Source organism: Pseudoalteromonas sp. CNAT2-18.1, assembly GCF_022347865.1.
GTDB lineage: Bacteria > Pseudomonadota > Gammaproteobacteria > Enterobacterales > Alteromonadaceae > Pseudoalteromonas > Pseudoalteromonas ruthenica.
The window spans coordinates 292324-315473 of sequence record NZ_JAKRFR010000005.1; the positions used below are offsets into that span (position 1 = coordinate 292324).

27 protein-coding genes are annotated in these 23150 nt (G+C 46.1%); 4 read left to right on the forward strand and 23 right to left on the reverse strand.

Features of this window, described 5'->3' with window-relative positions; translation table 11 throughout:
• The first annotated feature begins 26 nt into the window (after positions 1-26).
• On the forward strand, positions 27-926 hold the full coding sequence (locus MHM94_RS12895; protein WP_235419503.1) for a phosphoribulokinase: 900 nt from the start codon (positions 27-29) through the stop codon (positions 924-926).
• A gap of 7 nt (positions 927-933) precedes the next feature.
• On the opposite strand, the gene speD is transcribed toward MHM94_RS12895, so the two are convergent.
• From speD to rpe, 11 genes are all read right to left on the reverse strand, one after another.
• Complete coding sequence (gene speD / locus MHM94_RS12900; RefSeq protein WP_022945593.1) at positions 934-1740, reverse strand: adenosylmethionine decarboxylase; 807 nt, start codon at positions 1738-1740, stop codon at positions 934-936.
• Positions 1741-1836: 96 nt separating this feature from the next.
• Positions 1837-2244 carry an OsmC family protein gene (locus tag MHM94_RS12905; protein ID WP_022945592.1) on the reverse strand — a complete coding sequence of 136 codons (408 nt, stop codon included), beginning with the start codon at positions 2242-2244 and terminating at the stop codon, positions 1837-1839.
• Positions 2245-2369: 125 nt separating this feature from the next.
• Positions 2370-2720, reverse strand: coding sequence for a DUF3802 family protein (locus tag MHM94_RS12910; RefSeq protein WP_022945591.1), 351 nt, complete (start codon positions 2718-2720; stop codon positions 2370-2372).
• A 157-nt stretch (positions 2721-2877) separates the two neighbouring features.
• Entirely contained in the window at positions 2878-4347 is a 1470-nt protein-coding gene (gene astD / locus MHM94_RS12915) for a succinylglutamate-semialdehyde dehydrogenase (protein ID WP_045979172.1), read from the reverse strand.
• Positions 4348-4357: 10 nt separating this feature from the next.
• Positions 4358-5374 (reverse strand): arginine N-succinyltransferase, encoded by a 1017-nt coding sequence (gene astA, locus MHM94_RS12920; protein ID WP_022945589.1) that lies wholly within the window; start codon positions 5372-5374, stop codon positions 4358-4360.
• A gap of 118 nt (positions 5375-5492) precedes the next feature.
• On the reverse strand, positions 5493-6692 hold the full coding sequence (locus tag MHM94_RS12925; protein ID WP_045979171.1) for an aspartate aminotransferase family protein: 1200 nt from the start codon (positions 6690-6692) through the stop codon (positions 5493-5495).
• Positions 6693-7020: 328 nt separating this feature from the next.
• Positions 7021-8178 carry an HDOD domain-containing protein gene (locus MHM94_RS12930; protein WP_022945587.1) on the reverse strand — a complete coding sequence of 386 codons (1158 nt, stop codon included), beginning with the start codon at positions 8176-8178 and terminating at the stop codon, positions 7021-7023.
• A 62-nt stretch (positions 8179-8240) separates the two neighbouring features.
• The gene (locus tag MHM94_RS12935) at positions 8241-8822 is read right to left on the reverse strand and encodes an aminodeoxychorismate/anthranilate synthase component II (protein ID WP_235419502.1); all 582 of its coding nucleotides are present in this window, start codon (positions 8820-8822) and stop codon (positions 8241-8243) included.
• Between the two features lie 67 nt (positions 8823-8889).
• Positions 8890-9894, reverse strand: coding sequence for a tryptophan--tRNA ligase (gene trpS, locus MHM94_RS12940; protein ID WP_022945585.1), 1005 nt, complete (start codon positions 9892-9894; stop codon positions 8890-8892).
• A gap of 19 nt (positions 9895-9913) precedes the next feature.
• Entirely contained in the window at positions 9914-10573 is a 660-nt protein-coding gene (locus MHM94_RS12945; RefSeq protein ID WP_235419501.1) for an HAD-IA family hydrolase, read from the reverse strand.
• The gene (gene rpe, locus MHM94_RS12950) at positions 10570-11244 is read right to left on the reverse strand and encodes a ribulose-phosphate 3-epimerase (RefSeq protein ID WP_235419500.1); all 675 of its coding nucleotides are present in this window, start codon (positions 11242-11244) and stop codon (positions 10570-10572) included. Before rpe ends, MHM94_RS12945 begins: the two co-directional genes overlap by 4 nt.
• Before the next feature lie 253 nt (positions 11245-11497).
• On the opposite strand from rpe, the gene MHM94_RS12955 reads away from it, so the two are divergent.
• Both MHM94_RS12955 and MHM94_RS12960 read left to right on the forward strand, forming a co-directional pair.
• Positions 11498-11803, forward strand: coding sequence for a hypothetical protein (locus MHM94_RS12955; protein ID WP_138590338.1), 306 nt, complete (start codon positions 11498-11500; stop codon positions 11801-11803).
• 15 nt (positions 11804-11818) lie between these two features.
• Positions 11819-11998: a DUF2970 domain-containing protein gene (locus MHM94_RS12960; RefSeq protein ID WP_022945581.1), complete on the forward strand. Its 180-nt coding sequence runs from the start codon at positions 11819-11821 to the stop codon at positions 11996-11998.
• Here the strand turns inward: MHM94_RS12960 and MHM94_RS12965 are convergent.
• The 12 genes from MHM94_RS12965 to zapE all read right to left on the reverse strand — a co-directional run bounded on the left by MHM94_RS12965 (position 11954) and on the right by zapE (position 22486).
• Positions 11954-12832, reverse strand: a complete 879-nt coding sequence (locus tag MHM94_RS12965; protein WP_022945580.1) for a Dam family site-specific DNA-(adenine-N6)-methyltransferase — start codon at positions 12830-12832, stop codon at positions 11954-11956. The genes MHM94_RS12960 and MHM94_RS12965 overlap by 45 nt on opposite strands.
• Before the next feature lie 69 nt (positions 12833-12901).
• Positions 12902-14203 (reverse strand): AAA family ATPase, encoded by a 1302-nt coding sequence (locus MHM94_RS12970; RefSeq protein ID WP_235419499.1) that lies wholly within the window; start codon positions 14201-14203, stop codon positions 12902-12904.
• The gene (aroB, locus tag MHM94_RS12975) at positions 14203-15273 is read right to left on the reverse strand and encodes a 3-dehydroquinate synthase (protein ID WP_130147173.1); all 1071 of its coding nucleotides are present in this window, start codon (positions 15271-15273) and stop codon (positions 14203-14205) included. The genes MHM94_RS12970 and aroB overlap by 1 nt, the downstream gene beginning before the upstream one ends.
• A 21-nt stretch (positions 15274-15294) precedes the next feature.
• Positions 15295-15813 (reverse strand): shikimate kinase AroK, encoded by a 519-nt coding sequence (gene aroK, locus MHM94_RS12980; RefSeq protein WP_022945577.1) that lies wholly within the window; start codon positions 15811-15813, stop codon positions 15295-15297.
• 219 nt (positions 15814-16032) lie between these two features.
• Entirely contained in the window at positions 16033-16521 is a 489-nt protein-coding gene (locus MHM94_RS12985; RefSeq protein ID WP_022945576.1) for a ClpXP protease specificity-enhancing factor, read from the reverse strand.
• On the reverse strand, positions 16521-17147 hold the full coding sequence (gene sspA, locus MHM94_RS12990) for a stringent starvation protein SspA (protein ID WP_022945575.1): 627 nt from the start codon (positions 17145-17147) through the stop codon (positions 16521-16523). The genes MHM94_RS12985 and sspA overlap by 1 nt, the downstream gene beginning before the upstream one ends.
• Positions 17148-17274: 127 nt before the next feature.
• Positions 17275-18012, reverse strand: coding sequence for a cytochrome c1 (locus MHM94_RS12995; RefSeq protein ID WP_022945574.1), 738 nt, complete (start codon positions 18010-18012; stop codon positions 17275-17277).
• Complete coding sequence (locus MHM94_RS13000; RefSeq protein ID WP_045979164.1) at positions 18009-19274, reverse strand: cytochrome b N-terminal domain-containing protein; 1266 nt, start codon at positions 19272-19274, stop codon at positions 18009-18011. Before MHM94_RS13000 ends, MHM94_RS12995 begins: the two co-directional genes overlap by 4 nt.
• Positions 19274-19870: a ubiquinol-cytochrome c reductase iron-sulfur subunit gene (gene petA, locus MHM94_RS13005; RefSeq protein WP_022945572.1), complete on the reverse strand. Its 597-nt coding sequence runs from the start codon at positions 19868-19870 to the stop codon at positions 19274-19276. Before petA ends, MHM94_RS13000 begins: the two co-directional genes overlap by 1 nt.
• 467 nt (positions 19871-20337) lie before the next feature.
• A complete protein-coding gene (gene rpsI, locus MHM94_RS13010; protein WP_022945570.1) occupies positions 20338-20727 on the reverse strand; it encodes a 30S ribosomal protein S9 in 390 nt (129 codons plus the stop codon).
• A gap of 11 nt (positions 20728-20738) precedes the next feature.
• Positions 20739-21167, reverse strand: coding sequence for a 50S ribosomal protein L13 (rplM, locus tag MHM94_RS13015; protein WP_022945569.1), 429 nt, complete (start codon positions 21165-21167; stop codon positions 20739-20741).
• A gap of 230 nt (positions 21168-21397) precedes the next feature.
• Positions 21398-22486 (reverse strand): cell division protein ZapE, encoded by a 1089-nt coding sequence (gene zapE / locus MHM94_RS13020; protein ID WP_130147171.1) that lies wholly within the window; start codon positions 22484-22486, stop codon positions 21398-21400.
• A 101-nt stretch (positions 22487-22587) separates the two neighbouring features.
• Between zapE and MHM94_RS13025 the strand changes: the two genes are divergently transcribed.
• Positions 22588-23037: a YhcB family protein gene (locus tag MHM94_RS13025; protein ID WP_022945567.1), complete on the forward strand. Its 450-nt coding sequence runs from the start codon at positions 22588-22590 to the stop codon at positions 23035-23037.
• Positions 23038-23150: the final 113 nt, after the last annotated feature.

Consider the following 23150-nt stretch of genomic DNA (forward strand, 5'->3'; position numbering starts at 1 on the left):
ATTCTAATTAACAAACGGTTAATCTTATGTCGGCGAAACACCCTATTGTGGCAATTACTGGCTCTTCAGGCGCAGGCACAACCACAACAACCAATGCAATCAAGCACATTTTCCGTGCACTAGACATAAATGCCGCGTTTATTGAGGGTGATAGCTTTCATCGCTATACCCGCCCAGAAATGGACAAGAAGACTCGTGAAGCAGAGCAACAAGGACGCCATATTAGCTACTTTGGTCGTGAGGCCAATGACTTTGAGGCACTAGAGTCGCTGTTTGCCAATTACGGCGAGACCGGTAATGGTAAGGTCCGTCGCTACCTTCACACCTTTGACGAAGCCGTTCCCTATAATCAGTTACCAGGCACATTCACCCCTTGGCAAGAACTTGAGCAAGGCACAGATCTGATGTTCTACGAAGGCTTGCACGGTGGGGTTGCTGATGAAGACTACGACGTTGCCAAGCATGTGGATTTACTCATTGGCATGGTGCCAATCATTAACTTAGAGTGGATCCAAAAGCTGATCCGAGACACATCAGAGCGCGGTCATTCTCGCGAAGCGGTTATGGGCTCGATTATTCGCAGCATGGATGATTACATTAACCACATCACCCCGCAGTTTTCCCGCACCCACATCAATTTTCAGCGAGTACCAACGGTAGATACCTCTAACCCCTTTAGCGCCAAAGATATTCCATCTTTAGATGAGAGTTTTGTGGTGATCCGTTTTCGCGGCATAGACGATGTCGACTTTCCTTATTTTCTGCAAATGATTGAAGGAAGCTTTATGTCACGCATGAACACGCTGGTCGTTCCTGGTGGCAAAATGGGCTTGGCCATGGAGTTGCTTTTAACGCCTCTGATCAAGGACCTGCTAGTGAAAAAGCGGGCCCTTGAACATTTAGCGCCGGTGGATTTGCCTATCTGAGTGATCGCTACGCGTCAGGCAGGTTACGACCGTAAAAGATTTCTTGAATCTCACGGTTGAGACGCGTGCGGATCTCTTCAGTCTCTTGTTGCTCTAACTCATCGGTGGTAACGCCGAATAGATAGGTATTCAGGTCTGTCTCTTTAAGCATCATTTTGGTGTGAAACAAGTTTTCTTGATACACATTCACATCCATCATCTGATAGAGCTCTTTGGTGTCCTCTGTCATGTAATTTTGGATAGAATTAATGGCATGGTCGATATAATGCTTCACACCATTAACGTCGCGAGTAAAGCCTCGGACGCGATAGTCTATGGTCACAACATCGGATTCTAACGAATGGATCAAGAAGTTGAGCGCTTTTAATGGCGAGATCACGCCACAGGTCGATACTTCAATATCGGCCCTAAAAGTGCAAATCCCATCATGAGGGTGAGCTTCCGGATAAGTGTGTACACATATATGGCTTTTATCCAAGTGCGCCACGACAGAGTCCGGTAACGGGCCTGGTGTTTCCTCGCTATCAAAGCTTTGTTCATGCACTGGCTCTTCAGAAACCAAGATAGTCACACTCGCGCCCTGTGGGTCATAATCCTGACGCGCCACGTTAAGAATATTGGCGCCGATTATGTCTACGACTTCACCTAAAATATCAGTGAGGCGGTCAGCACTGTATTGCTCGTCAATGTACTCAATGTACTCTTTACGCTGCTGCTCTGTTTTGGCATAGCAGATATCGTATATGCTGAAGCTTAAACTTTTGGTTAAGTTATTGAAACCATGAAGTTTAATTTTATCGAAGGGTTTGTTCACTATAAACCAACCTTAAAACCTAGTCGCTAAAAGCCGCATCGGGGCCATAAAAGAGCGCGGATTTTAGCCCAATTTGGCCCCTTGAAAAAGCACTTTTTAAGCGATTTCTTGTACTTCAAAACTATGCGTGATTTGCACTGATTTTTCCAGCATCAATGCCACCGAGCAATACTTTTCCGCAGACAGTGAAACAGCGCGCTCAACATGCTTCTCACTGACCTCTTTGCCACTTACAACAAAATGCAGGTTAAGCTTAGTGAACACTTTTGGGGCTGATGGCGCGCGCTCGGCACTGAGCTGAACTTGTACGTCACTCACTTGCTGTCGAGCTTTCTTTAGGATGCTCACCACATCAACCGAAGAGCAAGCTCCAGCTGACATAAGAACCATTTCCATTGGTGAAGGGGCATGGCTATCACTGCCAGTATCGAATACTACATTGTGGCCAGAGTCAGATGTGCCGATGAAGGTATCACCCTCTACCCATTTTACTTTCGCTTGCATGTAAACCTCTTATTGGTAATAAGTTTACAGCGATTGTAAATGAGGCTACCGGCAATGCAAAGTTTAAACGATGCTTACCCTTGGTACGCAAAAGCGACGGCTTAGGCCGATACGCGAGCGACGGCTTAGGCCGATACGCGAGCGACGGCGTTATCAAATAAGTTTTTAATCAACCCGGCAAACTCGTCAATAAACTCGCGCTGCTCTTTGGTTACAGGTTGATTAGTGACACTACTGAGAACTTCTTGAAGGTCGTACACAATACCATCGACTTCACGTACGATTTGACTGCGCTGCTCGGTATCGAGCTCGGTGTGCTGCTGACAGATGAGCATTACATGCTCGGCGATCACATCTTCTATAAGCTCCATGACCGTCGGCGCATCAGGAGCGACCTCACCGGACTTCTCAAACAACGAGAGGTTTTGCGTGAGGTACATGATGAGATCATCATAGCCTTGTCTGTCGAGAACCATTAAACACCATCAACTTCTTATAAATCTTTCTAGATTTAAGCAGAAACTTAGCCGAAAAGCTAGGACTTACGATGCTTTTATAGCCACTTTGAAGTGCTTGCTTAGCACTAAAAAAAGCAGCCGAAGCTGCTTTTTTATGACCCAGATAAATTCGCTATTAGTCGAGGCTCAGCCCTGGGCTCAACTTTTCAGGAAGCGTTACTTTCTCAAGTTCCACAGAAGCAACTGGGTAGGCACAGTAATCTGCTGCATAGTAAGCACTTGCACGGTGATTGCCTGAGGCACCAATACCACCGAAAGGTGCTGCGCTCGATGCGCCCGTAATTGGGCGGTTCCAGTTAACAATACCGGCACGAATGCGACGCAAGAAGTATTCATAGTCTTGCTCACTGTCACTTAACAGGCCAGCAGATAAGCCATAGGCTGTATCATTGGCTTTGTTAATGGCGTCATCAAACTCCGTGTAACGGAATACTTTCAAAAGTGGTCCGAAATGCTCGTCATCAGGGAAATCACTAACATTGCTACATTCCAAGATTCCAGGAGTCACAAAGCCCGTGCCCGCTGTATGTTTAAGCTCTACTAACACTTCTGCACCGAGCTCAACCAGTTGTTGCTGCGCCGCAACCAGGCCCTTTGCCGCTGCTTCAGAAATCATGGATCCCATGAACGGCTGTTCTGGTGCGTCATAGACGTCCACTTTAATGTTCTTAGTCGCCGTAATTAACTGAGCAAGAATCGCATCGCCTTGCTCACCCGCAGGCAAGAATAACTTACGGGCACACGTACAACGCTGTCCAGCAGAGATATAGGCTGATTGCAAAATATCATGTACTGCTGCTTTTTCATCGCTTACATCCTTAACAATGAGAGGGTTATTACCACCCATTTCCAACGCTAAGATTTTACCTGGCTGACCTGCGAACTGCTCATGTAACACGTGACCTGTGCGCGATGAACCGGTGAAGAATAGACCATCGATACCTGGGTGAGAAGCTAAGGCTTTACCCGTTTCAACTTCACCCTGAACGAGGTTAATCACCCCTTGTGGTAATCCAGCTTGCTGCCATAACTTTAAGGTGAATTCCGCCACTGCTGGGGTCAGCTCTGACGGTTTAAAGATCACCGTGTTACCCGCTAACAGCGCTGGGATGATATGCCCATTTGGTAGGTGACCCGGGAAGTTATATGGGCCAAATACAGCAACCACGCCATGTGCACGGTGGCGAATAACAGCCTTACCTACTGGCATTGGGTTTTCTACTGTGCCAGTGCGCTCATGATAAGCACGCTCTGAGATGCCTGCTTTGCCAATCATCGCGGCTGCTTCTGTGCGCGTTTCCCATAATGGTTTTCCGGTTTCTTGAGCAATAATCAGTGCCAGCTCTTCGCTGTTTTCTTTAAGTTGCTCAACGAAGGCTTTAACCACCTCTAAGCGCTGCTCTACGGTTTTATCTGTCCAAGGAATAAACGCTTCTCGCGCTGCCTTTACCGCTGCATCAACTTGCTGTGGTGTGGCACTGTTTGCTTGCCAAATCACGTCGTTGTTCGCTGGGTTAATGGAATTGAAGGCCTGGCCTTCACCTGCTGTCCATTGACCATTAATGAATTGAGCTAAATGAGACATTGCTTGCTCCTTATAATGCTGCCACGCTAACGCGCTCGCCTGCTTTAACCTTTAAAGCATCCGCCGTTGCTTGGCTTAGTGTGATATGTTGTTCGCCGTCGTTGTATTCGCATTCAATAACCACAGCACGATAGTCTTGCAGGCCTTGGTTCGCTACTAATACCGCTTGCTCACCTGGGTTATCTGCAATAACCACTTCACGTAACGAGCTGTTTGCAATAGTACGAATGTTATCAACTTTCGCTTCAACCGTCGGTCCGGCATCGAAAATATCGACATAACCGTTAAAAGTGAAACCTTCACTTTTTAACAACTCAATGGCAGGGCGAGTATTGCTGTGCACTTCCCCTACCACCTGTTGTGCTTCTTTACTCAATAAGTTGACGTAAATCGGATATTTTGGCATCAACTCAGCGATGAATACTTTCTGGCCAATACCGGTGAGGTAATCAGCCGTCGGAAAATCCATTGAGAAAAAGTGCTCTTCCAACCACTGCCAAAATGGGCTATCGCCATTTTCATCAGACACGCCGCGCATTTCTGCAATAACGGTATCGGCAAAGCGCTGTCTGTGCTGATTAATAAACAGCATACGTGACTTCGATAATAGTTTGCCGTTGTATTTTTGTCGGTATTTTTCCTTCAAGAACAGCGTACACAGCTCTGTTGCACCGGTATAGTCATTACATAAAGTAAGAATATCAACGGCTTTATACACTCCCAAAGTGCGTGAAGAATGAATCACTTTGCTGAGATGGTAGTGGTAAAATGCATCGTCTAGGCCCACTGCAGCTTCAATGCCACAGGTTCCCGCAATTTCACCGGTTTCACTGTCTTCCAATACGAATAAATAGCCCTCGTCTCCAGCCTTTTCAGTCGGCTTCGCGAATGACTGTACGGAGCGTGCGATTTTATTCTGCAGCAACTCTTCATTTAACGGCAAGGATGTAAAACCATGGCCCGACTCTTCGGCCATGATCAATAAATCCTGATAATCATCTTGTTGGATTGGGCGAAGAATCATCATCGACTCGCTTACTCCCTAAAGGTTAAATACCAAAGGAGCCCGTAACCTCACCGAGAAGGCAAGGTGGAACTCCAGCAATTTACTTACTACAGGATGGGGCTTTGCAGCCCCAGGCAGGTTAGACTAGGCTTGCTACCGCTTTTTCAAAGCGCGCCATGCCTTCACGGATATCGGCTTCAGGGATCACTAAAGACGGAGTGAAGCGTACTACATCGGCACCCGCAACAAGCGACATCAACCCCTGCTCCATACTCGCAACTAAGAATTCGCGTGCACGACCTTTGAATTTATCGTTAACAACTGCACCTAGCAGCAAGCCCTTACCACGAATTTCAGAAAATACGTCGTATTTAGCATTGATGTCGTTAAGTAGCGATTTGAATAACGCTTCTTTTTCTTTAACACCGGCCAGTACCGTGGCGTCGTTTACGGTGTCAAATGCCGCTTCGGCTACCGCACAAGCAAGTGGGTTACCACCATAGGTAGAGCCATGTGTACCCGGCTTAAGGTGCTGTGCAATCTCTGCTGTGGTCAACATTGCACCGATAGGAAAACCACCACCGAGCGCTTTTGCTGAGCTTAGAATGTCTGGCGTCACGCCAAGACCTTGGTAAGCGTAAAGCTCGCCGGTACGACCTACACCTGTTTGTACTTCATCAAAAATAAGTAAAGCATTGTGCTGGTCACACAGTTCACGCACACCCTCAACAAATGCTTGCTCCGGCGCGATAATACCGCCTTCACCTTGCAACGGCTCCATCATCACCGCACAGGTATTATCGTCAATCAGCGCTTTGAAGCTTTCCAGGTCGTTATAGTCGCAGTGAACGACGTCACCCGGTTTAGGGCCAAAGCCGTCAGAATACGCAGCCTGACCGCCTACGGTCACGGTAAAGAAGGTGCGCCCATGGAAACCTTTGTTGAAGGAGATAATTTTCGATTTGTGCTCACCGTGCACATCGATTGCCCAACGACGTGCCAGCTTTAGTGCAGCTTCATTGGCTTCAGCGCCAGAGTTAGCAAAATACACTTTGTCAGCAAAGGTGTTGTCGGTCATCTTCTTTGCTAAACGCAAGGCTGGTTCATTGGTCCAGATGTTCGACAGGTGCCAAATTTTTTCACCTTGCTCTTTCAAGGCGTTGACTAAGGCTGGGTGACAATGGCCTAAACAGTTAACCGCAATACCACCAGCGAAGTCGATAAACTCTTTGCCTTGCTGATCCCACACCCGCGAACCTTCGCCGCGTACAGGGATAACCGCAGAAGGGTTGTAATTAGGTACCATTACCTCGTCGAATAAAGCGCGATTAACTGTCATTTCATTTCCTCACTGAGTATTACTTTTGTGTCGCATCTAAAGCACGCCGACAGGCGGGACACGAAAAGCGATAAATACGGCCTACTTTTAAGTAGCGCAGTACACTAGTTGATATCCCATTATTTCAGAAAAAGACCTTAAAGTCTCATGCAAAGCTTTCATGCAGCCCTTGAAAACAAAGGCTTTGAGGATAGTTTTTCATAATCAGTGAATAACTATCTTGGTATTCTTTTAGGAAATTGAACTATAGCTTATGCGCAGCACCGAAAGAGCCCAAGGAGTGAATAATGAATGAATATACGCAAAAAAATTTACAAAAAATTTTCAGTTAGCCGTCAATTTGCAGTGCTAAATTGTGCAAATTGGTCTTTTCTAGGTGTTGGACATGGTCACTTTGCAGACCCACATAGTTGAACCACAGGGTGCGCTCGTCATCTTCAATAAGTTGATGCTCGTGCAGCATCAAATATTGACTGTAGCAGCTAGCATGCACCAAAACCTGCGCCAAGCCAGACTGCTCACTGGCTTCGACCAAAGCAAAATCATCCAGCAGTGCGTTAAGGCCAATATAGCGAAAGCCCATTTTCTCGACCAATGAGCGGGTGATCTCCAACGAGCGCTCAACGAAAAGGTTACGTAAATACAGTGGATCAGGCTCGATAGCAATGAGCGCATCATGGAGGCGTTTGTTGCCTTCATCTCGTGCCAACGTCACCTTACGTTGCCAAATCTGTTGGAACAAACGTAAGTACAGTCTTGTTAGCGCGACCCGGCCTAAATCCAAGAACAACGCAGCGATATACGCACTGTATGGATTAAGACCCTGAAGTTGAGCCAGCTCATACGCCGCTATCGCTCGACTCATTGCTGATTCGCGTAACTTACGCTTCAATAAACTAAAAGGCTCAGTGCTGTGTGGCAACCAATGGCGCATAGCGTAAGTAGGAATTGTTAGGCGGAGGTTATCTAAACCCAAATAGCGAATCGCCAACGCGGGGGTGTCAATCTTCACACCACGATTGGCTCGCTCTTGGCGATACTGAGGTAAGTTCACTAAGGTAACGAGTTCTCGCCCGAGCCAACTCAAATCATTCACGAGCGGCTCTAAGCGGCCAACGCTCGCCGCTTTTGCGCCTAGGATATCTAAAATAGTGGGGACCGCATCTTGGATACCTAACACTTCGGAATATAGGTTATCAGCATTGTGGAGCTGCTCATTGATTGCATTCTCAATGATCGCGTGTAATTTGGTACTGACTTTGGCGGTGAACTGCAGCTTTTCTGAGCTTTGTTTTTGCCGTTGACTGTGCGCCGCCTGCTCGACCTCCAATAAGGTCCGCTGCTTAAGAGGTTTACCATATTGAATATCAAAGGTCTTAATAAAACCTATTTGTTGCTGCGCAAAGCTATGCCCTAACAGCAAGTCATTAAAACGCTGTTCTAGGGCATCCACACGTTGGCGAATTTGCTCTGTTTTAGTCACCATAATTACTAAGTTATACCGCTTCTATATGTTTGCTGCGTTGAGGCTGCTAACGCTTATAAGCCCTAGTACCTGTGAATGAAGTGCTGCAACATCGTGAGCCCATGTTCAGTTAGAATGGCCTCAGGATGAAATTGAATACCCTCCAATGCCTTAGAAGTATGAACCAAACCCATGATTTCATCCATGTTTTCGTGCTCATCTTGTGTCCACGCTGTAATTTCTAAGGATTCAGGCAGAGACGCTGGGGCCACCACTAAAGAGTGGTAACGACATACGTCGAAATGCTGCGGCAACCCCGCAAATACGCCCTGCTCCTTAGTATAGATGGTTGACGTTTTTCCATGCATAACTTGCTTGGCACGCACCACCTGCGCCCCCATAGCTTGGGCGATACTTTGATGCCCCAAGCAAACTCCTAAAATAGGAATATGTCCGGCAAAGCGACGCACCACATCCACACATACCCCCGCCTCATTGGGACTACAAGGGCCCGGTGAAAGCACGATATGTGCTGGGTTTAACGCACGGATCTCAGCTAACGTGAGTTCATCATTGCGCTTTACCAGCACTTCTTGGTCAAGGCGCTGGAAATACTGCACCAGGTTAAAGGTGAAGGAGTCGTAATTATCTATCATCAATAACATGGAATCTTCCATTAAAAAGCCAAGCTCTCGCGCTTGGCTTTTGTGGTCATTTACACTGGCAAGCCATCTATGGGCGCGGGATAAACCCTAATGCGTCATACACCGCTTTCAAAGTGGGGGCGGCTTTAGCACTGGCCTTCTCGGCCCCCTCTTTCATGATCTTTTCAAGCAGTGGCTGATCTTCACGGATCTCCTTGAAGCGCTGCTGGATTGGCTCAATCATACCAACCACCGCTTCAGCAGTATCTTTCTTCAAATGCCCATACATTTTATCTTCATATTCAGGGACTAACTCATCAATGCTACGCTTGGTCGCCACTGACAGTAAGGTCAACAAGTTAGACACCCCGGGCTTTTCTTCACGATCGAAATAGATACGCGCCTGTTCATCGGAATCGGTCACCGCTTTTTTCAGCTTCTTCTCTATTTTCTTAGGTTCATCCAGCAACATGATGTAACCATTGGGGTTATCATCCGACTTTGACATCTTTTTCAATGGATCTTGCAAGCTCATTACCCGAGCCCCAAATTCTGGGATATATGGCTCAGGAATTTTAAAGACCTCACCATATAGGTTGTTAAAGCGGGTCGCGATATCACGGGTTAACTCTAAGTGCTGCTTTTGGTCTTCGCCAACAGGCACTTGGTCAGCCTGATATAAAAGAATATCAGCCGCTTGTAATACCGGGTAAGAAAACAAACCAACATTGACATTGTTAGCATGCTTGGATGATTTATCTTTAAATTGGGTCATGCGGTTAAGCTCACCCATTTGTGCGTAGCAATTTAGCACCCATGCCAATTGGGCATGCTCTGGCACTTGTGATTGCACGAATAACGCTGACTTCTGTGGGTCGATACCGCATGCGGTGTACAGAGCAATGCCATCTAATACTCGCGATTTTAACACCTCAGGCTCTTGGCGAATGGTGATGGCGTGCAAATCAACAAGCATAAAGTAACTTTCATGATGCTCTTGCAAGCTAAGCCACTGGTTAATGGCGCCAACGTAATTGCCTATTGTCATACCACCGGTTGGCTGAATGCCACTTAACACTACGGGTTTACTCATGATGTTCCTTTATTACTGATCAATTAATGGTCGTGATTATATCTAAGAATTGGTCACAGAGGTACTGTGGATTGTATTGCCTTAAATCTTCGCCTTGATGATAGCCATAGGTAAGTGCAAGGCAATCCATTGCGGCTGCCTGCGCAGCCAATAGATCAGATTTGGAGTCTCCGATCATAAGGCAGTCTTTAGGTGCAACGGCTAATTGTTCGCTCGCACTCAAAAGCGGTGTCGCGGCCGGTTTCTTGTCGCCGTCATCGCCACATACAACAACATCGAAATGGCGGGCAATGGCCATTTTCTCTAACAGCGGCAAGGTAAAGCGACGCGCTTTATTAGTCACCACAGCTTTGGGAATATGTGCAAATGCTGCAAGTACCGTTTCTACATGGGGATAGAGCGCGCTATGCTCAGCAACTACCGCTTCATAATGGCTGAAAAACAGCGAGGTCGCTCGCTCTATATCTGCAGCGCTGAGGTGGGGATTCACCGCCATGTCACCGCTCAGGAGTCGTTTCACTAGCATCTCAATACCATTGCCTACAAACTGACGCACCATAGTTTGCGAGACGATGGGCCGTGCTAAATCAGTTAGCATCAAGTTGCTAGCAATATACATATCCTCAGCGCTATCCACTAAGGTGCCGTCTAGGTCAAATAGCAGCGCTTGATACTTCACGCCCGCACCTTTGCCAATTGGTCGCGCATTTGCGTAATCACCGCTTTATAATCGGGTTGGTTGAAAATCGCCGAACCAGCCACGAACATATCGGCGCCGGCTGCTGCAACTTCAGCAATGTTATCTACTTTTATGCCGCCATCCACTTCCAAGCGAATATCACGGCCACTGGCATCAATCAATGCGCGGGTCTGGCGCAGCTTTTCTAATGTATGGGGAATAAAACTTTGGCCACCAAAACCTGGATTCACCGACATCAGAAGAATAACGTCCAGTTTATCCATCACATGCTCTAAAATATGCAAAGGTGTTGCGGGATTGAGGACCAGCCCGGCTTTACAACCCTGTTCTTTGATTAGCGCTAAGCTTCTATCAATGTGCTCACTGGCTTCGGGGTGGAAAGTAATAATACTGGCACCGGCTTGTGCAAACTGCGGAATTAAACTATCAACAGGCTTAACCATTAGGTGCACATCAATCGGTGCACTAATACCAAAGTCCCGTATCGCTTTGCACACCATAGGGCCAAAAGTAAGGTTGGGAACATAATGGTTATCCATTACATCGAAATGAATCACATCGGCTCCACCCGCCAATACGCGTTCTACTTCATCACCGAGGCGAGCAAAGTCGGCTGCTAAAATAGACGGCGCTATCAGGTAATCTTTCATATTACGGCTCCTTTGAACTTAGCCGTTACTTTAACGGAAAACAGACGAGCGTGTCAGCTTAGTAAATTAAGTTTGCGAACTTTGCTGCACAGATAAGTGAAAAGAAACAATAATTTAAAAACAAAAATTAACATTAATTAAACATAAGATCCTTATTTTTAAAGAAAAAGTTTTGTTTTTCAGTTAATATTCAGTTGTTTTTTTAATCAATATTGAGTAAGCTCTGGTTAATACTAATGGACTGGAGATGGATATGTTTGGCCTTAAAACTCGTACACTGCTTGTAGCAGCCGCTGCATTAGGTGTTACAGTCGCTGCCTTCAGCATAAACAGCTCAGTACAAGCGCAACAAGTGGCGTTAGAACAATGCCAATGTAACGGCTCCGCCTCTACCTATGACATCGATATCAAGCAAGCCTGTAACCACCAAGCCCAACAGTCTTGGTTCGCATGGTTAACTGGCGACAGCCGCAGCGCACAATTTCACTACCTCGATTTACTCGAACTATTGACCCGCGACGACAACAAGTCTCGCCAATTCTCAAGCAAATCTTACTAAGTCACGACTCTACTTATGTGGTCGCAACTGCAAAGCGTTATCGCCGCATTTTTTGGGGTTCAAAGTAATGCCAAGCGTGAGCATGACTTTAAGCACCATAATCCAAAAGTGCTTATTGCTATCGCTATCGTATTATTTATCGCGTTTATTTTAGGCGTGCTTGGTTTGGTTCAATTGGTATTGCCGGCCAGATAAATACATCGCCATCAACTCACTTACCTTATTGCGAGCATGTCCCTTGGGGCTAATTGTGCGCTTTACATTCAGCACATCAATACTCGCTTGCTCATATATTTTGCGGGTCCAAAGGGTATCATGGTTAGAGATCAACACCGAAGTGTTACTTACTCCCGCTGCTTGCTCCGCTAAATTGGCGAGGTTAGCCTGATCATCAAGATTAAAACCACCTTTAGCATAAGAGGTGAACGATGCGGTTTTACTTAATGGCACATAAGGGGGATCGCAGTACACCACTGCATTTTTTGGCAACTGGGCAAAAACATCTTTATAGCTCAAACAAGTAAATGTCGCTCGCTGCGCCTTTTCAGCAAAGAAGTACATTTCCTTCTCTGGAAAGTAGGGCTTTTTGTATTTGCCAAATGGAACGTTAAAAATGCCTTTTAGGTTATAGCGACACAGGCCATTGTACCCATGACGATTCATGTACAAAAATAATATGGCACGCTCGTAGGCATCGCGACTGGCATTAAACTGTTTGCGCAAACCATAGTAAATATCAGCATCATTATTGACCGCACTGAATAACTTACGAGCGTCACTGATAAACTCATCAGGGGCGTGGGTTAACTCACGGTAAAGGTTAATAAGATCAGCGTTGATATCATTGAGCACATAATGATCAAAGTGCGTATTAAGAAACACCGAACCTGCGCCGACAAAGGGCTCGACCAGTGTCGTAGCGCGATTGCCCGTCAGCGCCTGTGCGGTATCTAAGCGCTTAGCAATATCATCTACCAAGCTATATTTGCCGCCCGCCCACTTCAGGAAAGCACGGGTTTTCTTTTGCATTAAATCACTTGCTCATCGGTTATGAATTAAATATCACAGCATCGCGGCGGGCGATGTTAACGCAAGATTCTACCGCAACTCAGGGTTAGGTTGCGAGTCTATCTCTGCTTTTATCTTACTGATTTGCTTTGCGTAGGGCTCTAAACTAGGCAGTAGCTCTGCAATTTCTATAAGCTGTGCATCAATTGCGCTACGACTAGCGGGCTGTGCCCAAGTCAGAATATGCCATCCTTTATCAGCGCGTTGATAATGACGTACTTTTTTCTCGAGATTATGGCGGGCAATATACGCCTTTACCTGCTGCTCGTTAGACATCACCGTTAGTTGCCATAACCATAAACTATCATCTTGGCGATTATACCAGTCATGATCATATGGCAGCATGTGGCTATTGGTCGGTACGCTCTGTCGCTGTTCAGGCTCTGCTTCCTCTACTGGCTGTGCCTGCTCTGTAGCCGCCTGCGTGGCTGGCTGTTGCAGTGCTGCAACCACAGCTTGAGTATCATTTTCTAGCTTTTCAGTGATGAGATTGTCGTCACTCGCTTGCTCAGGCTGCGGCATGTTGCCCTCACGTGCGCCCTGCGAGGGTTGTTGCTGCTTTGCAAAGACCGCATCGTTAGCAACCACCGGCGCATTCTCGCTTTGTGGCAGCATGACCGTTAGTTCATCACGTTGATAAACCAAGCCAATAACAATCAAAATAACAACAATCATGGTCGGCACGAGCCACCATCGCCGGGTTGGCTTTGCCGTGTGTTTTGGCATCTGCTGTTCTTGGTGCCACTGTAACAACAATGCTGGATTGCCGTGGCATTGACGCACGAATTCAGCAAAAATGGGGTCTTCTGCCGGTGGTAAGGTCTTATAAAAGCTTTGCATAAGACGTATGCTTTCCGAGTCGGACAGCGGTTCAAGATGAATATCTACGGCGTTTTCAAATAGTTCAGCGCGAGAAGATGCACAGAGGATATACAGAACGCCTGGCGCTGTTTTCGCAAGCTTTTCTAACTCAATGATCAGTTCCTGCGATAGCTGTTTGGCGTTATCTATAACCCAAAGTAACTGTCGCTCCCCCTGCTCTTTTACTAAACGGTAGAAGTTATCACTGAGGGTCTCGTTTACATCCACCAAAGGATAAGAAAAGCTATGCTCCAACAGGTGAGTCACCACATCTTCATCCCGCGTCTTAGCGCCAACTTCAATATAGGCCTTACTAAAGGGTTCGTAGTGGTCGGTTACAAAGTGCTCTAAAAGATAGCTCTTACCGAATCCTGGAGCGGCAACCAAATGAATAAGGTTTTGCCCATAGCTAAATTGCAGCGCGATGCGCTTGGCTAAGGCTGCTCGCGAGGGAAGTATTTGCGATTGCATTAGCGTGAAAACAAAGTATCTAACTCGGCCTCTGATACATCATCGATAAGTTCACAGCGACCAAAAGCCGTAGGAAGGATAAAGCGTATGCGGCCCGCCTTATTCTTTTTATCTTTTCTCATGTGCGCGATAAAGTCTTGGCAGCTCATTTGCTCTGGCGCGCTGGTTGGTAAATCATAATTCGCTAATAAAGTCACAATGCGCGTTAATTCTTGTTCACTAAGCCAACCACGCATCACGGCTAACTTCGCGGCTAATACCATCCCGGCGGCTACGGCCTCACCATGTAACCACTGGCCATAGCCCATGTGTGCCTCGATAGCATGGCCGAAGGTATGACCGAGATTGAGCAGAGCACGCAGGCCCGCTTCTTTCTCATCTTGGGCAACAATTTGTGCTTTAATTTCACAGCAACGATGGATAACTTGCGGTAACAACTGCGGGTGCTGTGCCTTGATTTCATCACTGTGCTGTTCTAGCTGTGCAAATAAATCGGCATCATAAATTAGCCCATATTTGACCACTTCCGCCATTCCTGCAGCAAATTCCTTGCTCGGCAAAGTGTTGAGCACACGATTATCAATAAATACCGCTTGCGGCTGGTAAAAAGCGCCAATCATATTTTTCCCAAGAGGATGATTGACGGCTGTTTTGCCGCCGACAGACGAGTCAACTTGCGATAACAGAGTCGTTGGAATTTGTATAAAGTCGATGCCGCGCTGATAACACGCCGCAACAAAGCCGGTAAGGTCGCCAATGACACCTCCGCCTAGCGCTAGCAGGCAAGTGTCACGTCCACAATTATGCTCAAGCAAAAACGCATTTAAGCGCTCGAACCATTGCAGCGTTTTAAATTGCTCACCATCGGGCATCACAAACACTAATGGTTGGTGTTCATGCAAGGTATTTATGAGGATATCTAGATACAGCGGGGCGATGGTTTCATTGGTGACAATAACTGGCCGATTTTGACCTAAGAAAGACCCTAGGCGCTCAGAATCACGCAGTAAATTATCACCAATGAAAATGGGATAACTGCGCTCACCTAGTTCAACATTAAGTTCCAGCATGCGCAATTCTCCCTGGTTTATTTAGAAATCAAGCTTCTCAATGATTTGGTTAGCGACCACTTTGGCGCTTTGCTCGTCGGTGCGAACCGTGAAGTCAGCCACTTCTTGATAGAGCGGGTTACGCTCCTCAGCTAGACGCTCCAAAACGTCTTGTGGATCTTCTTTAGTTTGCAATAGCGGACGACGTTTGTCGCGCTGGGTGCGAGCTACTTGCTTTTCGATTGGGGTTTCTAGGTACACTACGATACCACGTGCAGACAGTTTGTTGCGTACTTCTTTACTGACTACAGAGCCACCACCCGTTGCAAGTACAATACCTTGAAGCTCGGTTAAATCAGTGATCACAGTCTCTTCGCGACGACGAAAACCTTCTTCGCCCTCAATATCGAACACCCACGCAATATCTGCACCAGTGCGGCGCTCAATTTCGTTATCTGAGTCATAAAACTCAAGGTGTAGTTGATCTGCGATGTGACGACCAATTGTGCTCTTGCCGGCCCCCATTGGGCCTACTAGAAATATATTACGTTTCTCAGCCATATTTTTTAGTACAAACGAACTCTAAAATTTGAATTAAAAACCCCGCCTCGCGACTGGCCCCAAAATCAAGGGGGAGATTATCTCAGTAATTTATGCCTGTTTTCAAGCATAATACAGTAAATAATTACAGTAGGCGGTCGGTCACGGAAACAGCCCTCGGGAAGTAGTGTAGATGACCTTCACCGAGAGTGAGCTGTTTTAGCCAAAGGTGTAGCTAGGCTATTTGATCACTTTTAAGTGACTGCCTTTTTTGCCCTTACTCTTGTCTTCCTGACTGGTTTCACGGCTAGCTTGTGGGTTTGGATTGTCAATGGCCTCCAGTCCAGGCTGCGGTTCAGGCAACTCTTCAGACTGTGGCTGTGAAGGCGTTACACCTGAGCGTTCTTGCTCTTCGTAGGTTTCATCCTGAGTAAACACCGTCCCTTCACCGTTTTCCCGTGCATATATCGCTAACACAGCGCCCATTGGCACATAGACCTGCATCGGCTGACCGCCGAATCGAGCATTAAATGTCAGCAGAGCGTTGTCCATTGAGAACTGAGTAACCGCGCTTGGGCTTATATTCAACACAATTTGTCCATCTTGAACAAACTGAGTAGGCACTTGCACGTTGGGAAAATCGGCGTTAACAACCAAGTGCGGTGTGCACTGGTTGTCAACAATCCAATCGTAAAAGGCGCGTAGCAGATAAGGTCTGTTAGGCGTCATTATAGACGAATCTCACGTTCGGCTTCGGTTAGTGATGCTTGGAATGACTCACGCTCAAACAAACGAATCATGTATTCTTTTAGCTCTTTGCTACCAGCACCTTCTAAGCTAATGCCTAGTTCAGGTAAACGCCATAATAGTGGCGCAAGGTAACAATCAACAAGACTAAACTCTTCGCTCATAAAATAAGGCGCTTCGTTAAAGATAGGAGCCACAGCAAGTAATGCTTCGGTCAATTCTTTACGCGCTTGTTCAGCATCACTGCCACCGGCATAAATTTTCGCTGCCAGTGAGTACCAGTCTGTTTCGATACGGTGCATCATCAAGCGACTACGACCACGCATGACTGGGTAAACAGGCATTAATGGAGGATGTGGAAAACGCTCATCCAGATATTCCATAATGATGTTCGCTTGGTATAAACCAAGTTCACGATCAATCAGAGTGGGTACAGTGCCATATGGGTTAATCTCGTGTAACGCTTCTGGCAAGTTATCCTTCTCCGCCAAGTGGATATCCACGCTAACTCCTTTTTCCGCCAAGACAATACGAACTTGGTGGCTGTACATACAATTAGCACCGGAAAACAGCGTCATTACAGGGCGTTTATTGGCAGCAACGGCCATGCCTACCTCCATCAAAAAATCACAAAGTACAAAATACTTTTGCGTCATGGCCCAAAATTTGAGCAATGACTTTAAACGGCAATAGGGGCATGTTGCCCCTATTGAGTTAACTGGTTGAATATTCTAATTAATGAACATCTCGCCAGTATTCTTTCTTCAAAAAGAAAGCGAGGATAAACAGAATCACCAAAAAGCCGATGACCTTAATACCCAGCGCCTCTGAATCTAAGCGCGAAGGCTCACCTACATACGCCATGAAGTTTGCTAGGTCGCGGGCAGCTTGGTCGTATTCATCGACACTCATTTCCCCGGTCCCATCAGTCTCAGTACCCACTACTTTTTGTACTGTTTTACCATTTTGCTCAACTTCTTCGTAAATTGGCGTTGGTAGACCTTGCAACTCTTGCAACACGTGCGGCATACCTACTGATGGGAACACTACATTGTTCACACCAAAAGGACGCGACTCATCTTTATAAAACGACTTTAAGTACGTATAGATGTAGTCAGGTGACTTAACACGTGCGATTAAGGTTAAATCCGGCGGAGCCGCACCAAACCATTTCGCTGCATCTTCTTCACCCATCGCATTTTTAATATGGCTACCTACTTTTGAACCATCAAAAATAAGCGTCTCTTCGCCGATTTCAGTAGGAATACCGATATCGCGGAAAGTACGCTGGTAGCGCTGATACTGCATTTGGTGACAACCTAAGCAGTAATTCATGAACAACTTGGCACCACGCTGTAATGATGCCTGGTCCTTTAGGTCAATGTTCGCGTCTTGCAGCGGCATCGAAGGACCTGCTGCCATCGACAAAGTAGGCAGCAATGCGAATAAACCGATAACTAGTTTCTTCATCATTTCGTCAACCTCTCTGGCAATGGCTTGGTTTTCTCGTTTTTACTGTAGAAGAACAGTAACACAAAGAACATGAAATAGGTCACCGTACAAATCTGCGACAGAATTGTTTTGAAATCAGTTTGCGGTGTTGCACCAACCCAACCAAGAATAACAAAGGTCACAACGAACTGCGCAATATTCAATTTGTGGAAACCACAACGATAGCGAATAGAGCGTACGCGACCACGGTCAATCCAAGGTAGTAAAGCTAACACCACAATAGACGCACCCATCGCCACAACACCCAGTAGTTTATCTGGAATTGCACGCAGGATTGCGTAGAACGGTGTGAAGTACCATACCGGGAAAATATGCTCAGGCGTTTTCAGCGGGTTCGCTGCTTCAAAGTTTGGTGCTTCCAAGAAGAAGCCGCCCATCTCTGGCGTAAAGAACACGATGTAAGAGAAAATAATCAAGAAGCCAACCACACCAACAATGTCTTTCACTGTGTAGTATGGGTGGAACGGTATTGCATCGACAATATCTTTCTTATCGGTGTAATACTCGTGGAATTTGAATTTCGCTTTGTCTTCTTCCGCAACAGTGCCTTTTTTACGTTTAATATCGATACCGTCAGGGTTGTTAGAGCCCACTTCGTGCAACGCAACAATGTGTAAGAACACGAGAATAACGAGCACTAATGGCAGCGCGATAACGTGCAATGCAAAGAAACGGTTCAAAGTGGCACCAGAGATAACATAGTCACCACGGATCCACAGTGTTAGATCATCACCAATAACCGGAATCGCACCAAACAGTGAGATAATAACCTGAGCACCCCAGAATGACATCTGACCCCATGGTAATAAGTAACCCATGAAGGCTTCAGCCATTAATGCTAGGAAGATGAACATACCAAACAACCACAATAGCTCACGCGGTTTTTGATATGAACCGTAGATCATGCCACGGAACATGTGCAAATAAACCACCACGAAGAAGGCAGAAGCCCCTGTAGAGTGGAGATAACGCAGTAGCCAGCCGTATTCAACATCACGCATGATATATTCAACGGAAGCAAAAGCACCTTCAGCAGAAGGCACGAAGTTCATGGTCAACCAAATGCCCGTGACGATTTGGTTTACTAGCACGAGCATGGCCAATGAGCCAAAGAAGTACCAGAAGTTAAAGTTTTTCGGTGCTGGATATTGTGCGATGTGCATATTCCAGACGCGAGTCATGGGAATACGTTCATCAATCCAATTGATAATATTACCAAACATTATGCTGCCCCTTCGCCTTTTTCACCACCGACCAAAATCGTGGTGTCATCAATGAAGTAATAAGGAGGGATCTCAAGGTTCAGTGGAGCGGGAACCGATTGGAATACTCGACCTGCCATATCAAACTTAGAACCGTGACATGGACAGAAGAAACCATCATCAGTACCTTCCACTTTCTCGCCAAAGCCACCTTGTAAGAAGCTAGGAGAGCAACCTAAGTGAGTACAGATACCCACAGCGACAAAGATATCGTCTTTGCGAGAACGCATTGGGTTCTTAGCAAATTCAGGCTGTTGTGGTTCCTCAGATTGAGGATCACGCAGCTGATCTTCGTGCTCTTTAAGTTGTTTTAACATGTCAGGCGTACGCGAGATAACCCATACAGGTTTGCCTCGCCACTCAACACGGATTAGTTGTCCTGGCTCAATCTTCGAGATATCAACTTCTACGGGAGCACCCGCAGATTTAGCTCTCTCACTTGGGTTCCAAGACGCGATAAAAGGAACAGCAGCTCCAACCGCACCAACACCACCTACAACAGAGGTAGCTATGGTTAAAAAGCGGCGTCGGCTGTTGTCTACAGGCGCATTGCTCATCCACTTATCTCCACTATGATTCTCAACACTTGCTATATTGAGAACATCAGTTACAGCAGGTTAATTTTTGAAGTTACAAAATAGAAGCGATCATAAATAAAAGCCTTGATTAAAACAAGGTTATTCATTGTCTCACCGCCAATAAACACCGCCATTATTGCCATGCAACTTTTTACGGCATAGATCAGCGTGAACGATCATATCGCGGTTACTTGCTGGTGACGGTGACAAAGATCAATATCGGTTCAGCAAAGTATTAAAAATCACTTCATCGGTTTATTTGCCACGCAATTGTAGCAAAATTTTATCAAAAATAGTGGCGCGATGGGCATTAAATGAGGGAAATAATAGAAAAATATCAAACTTTAAGGCAGTAACGGGGAAGATGACACTTTATCATTGCATAAAGTAAAAAACCCGGTTTGCCAAAGCAAAGCCGGGTTTTGAAATTCTGGATACGTAAAAAATTAACGCTTCGAGAATTGAGTGTTCTTACGTGCTTTCTTAAGACCCACTTTCTTACGCTCAACTTTACGAGCATCGCGAGTAACAAAGCCAGCTTTACGAAGGTCTGAACGAAGTGACTCGTCAAACTCCATAAGCGCACGGGTAATACCGTGACGGATTGCACCAGCTTGACCTGTAGAACCACCACCTTCAACAGTGATGTATAGGTCAAACTTTTCAGTCATTTCAACAAGCTCTAATGGCTGACGAACAACCATGCGAGACGTTTCACGACTGAAGTATTCTTCGATAGAACGTTGATTAATTACGATGTTGCCAGTGCCTGGGCGTAGGAATACGCGAGCACTTGAACTTTTACGACGACCTGTACCGTAGTATTGATTTGCCATGACTGTGCTCCTTAAATGTCTAGAACCTGAGGCTGCTGTGCAGCGTGATTGTGCTCAGTACCTGCGTAAACTTTAAGCTTACGGAACATTGCACGGCCTAGAGGACCACGTGGCAACATGCCTTTAACCGCTTTTTCAATGATCATCTCAGGCTTGCTAGCTTGAAGCTTCTCAAAGTTAGTAGACTTCAGGCCACCTGGGTAACCAGTGTGCGCATAGTACATTTTGTTCTGAGCTTTGTTACCAGTTACAGTAACTTTGTCAGCGTTGATTACGATGATGTAGTCACCAGTGTCAACGTGTGGAGTGTACTCTGCTTTATGCTTACCGCGAAGACGACGAGCGATTTCAGTAGCGATGCGACCTAAAGTTTTACCTTCGGCGTCAACTACGTACCAGTCACGTTTTACTGATTCTGGTTTAGCAACAAACGTTTTCATTCTAAAAATCCAATGTTTTCAATTTTAAAACCACAGGCAGTTTATTAACTGCCGCTCTACTAATGCTTTAACCCCTTCGAGTTTAAGACTTGATACTGTAAATAGTGGCTAAGCTAAATACAGTGATAGAACGCAACGTGGCAGGCGCGGGAGTATAGCAGTTTGAAAATCCCTTGGCTACCGCCGCGCTGATTTTTTATGCAGTGATACGAGCTGTAAAAACGAACCGGCTAAGCTAAATGAGGGCGTTCTAGATATTCGCGTGATTGCATCTCTTGCAGTCGGCTGACACAGCGTTTGAACTCAAAGTTTAAGTTCCCTTGAGTATAAAGCGCTTCAATGGGCGCTTGTGCGGAGATAATCAGCGTCACATTACGCTCATAAAATTCATCGACTAACGCAATAAAACGGCGCGCAGCGTCATCATTGTGCTGCCCCATCTGTTTCACATTGGCGAGTAGTACGGTGTTATAAAGGCGGGAGATTTCCATATAATCCACTTGCGAGCGCGCACTTTCACACAGTTCGGCAAAATCAAACATCACAATGCAGTCACTGACCATGCGTGTTTGAATCATCCGCCCTTCAATTTCAATGGCCTCGTTTGCTCTACCCGGCTCAGGGGATAGTTGCTCGAAATAAGCAAATAGGTTTTGATCCGCTTGCTCATCAAGCGGACTGTGAAAAATTTCCGCTTGCTCTAAGGTGCGCAAGCGATAATCAACGCCGGAATCGACATTCACTATCTCAGTATTAGCCTTTACCAGCTCAATTGCGGGCAGGAAACGTGCCCGCTGCAAGCCATTTTTATACAGCTCATCAGGCACAATATTAGACGTCGCAACTAATACAATCCCTCTCGCAAACAGCGCTTCCATTAGGCCACCTAATAGCATGGCGTCAGTGATATCCTGAACAAAAAACTCATCAAAGCAGATGATGTCGGTTTCGGCTTTGAGTTTATCGGCCACCACCAACAGCGGGTTTTTAACATCTTGTAATTGTTTTAGTTCCTGATGTACACGGTGCATAAAGCGGTGAAAATGCACCCGCATTTTACGCTCAGTCGGCAGAGCCTCGTAAAAGGTATCGACCAGATAGGTCTTACCACGCCCTACTCCTCCCCAAAAGTAAAGCCCTTTAATGGCCTTCGTGCTATCCTTGGCAAACAGCTTAGAGAAAAAACCGCGCGGCTTTTCAGGCTGAGCAACAATGTCATCATACAGGCGTTGCAGGTGACGCACCGCGTTTTCTTGTGCTTCATCATGGAGGAAGTCATCGCGCTGTAAATCTTGTTGATATTTTTGCCAAGGTGTCATGGTGATAGGAGCAATACTAGGGATTAATTTTCGCGCTATCTTAACACGGCTGACAACAAAGCGTATATTTGACTCAGTAAAGTTTTCAAAAGGGGAAATTTATGTATACCACTACTTGGCTAGGTATCGTAATTATTGTTGCTGCATGCAGCTTTTTTGTTGGCAGCTGGATGACTAAACGCCGCTTCAAACAGGGCGAATTAGAAGAGCAAGCGCAACAAGCGCAAAATGACCTTGAGCGTTACCGTCAAGATGTCGCTGATCATTTAGATAACACCAATAAATTAATCGCTAAGCTCAAGGAAAACTACGAACAGTTAGTTAACCATGTACAGCAAAGCGACCACTTATTAACTGCAAAGCAAGATGTTGATTTAAGCCAGCCTTTTTTCTCAAAAGAAACCACTGAGCAACTGCATGCGTCTTTAAATCAGCGTCCCGAGCGCCAACCCACTCGCAGTGTGCACGACAGTCAGCCAACCGATTATGCCAGCGGCGAATCAGGGTTATTCACTGGTGAGCAAAAGTCTAACGATAAGCAACCTGCCTGATAAATAGGCAGTTATTTATCTCTTGAGGAACTAAATTAACGACCCCATAGTCTGTATAGGAAATAGCTTTATAGGTATCGGGCTGCATAGCAGCCCCTGTATTGTGGAGTTTG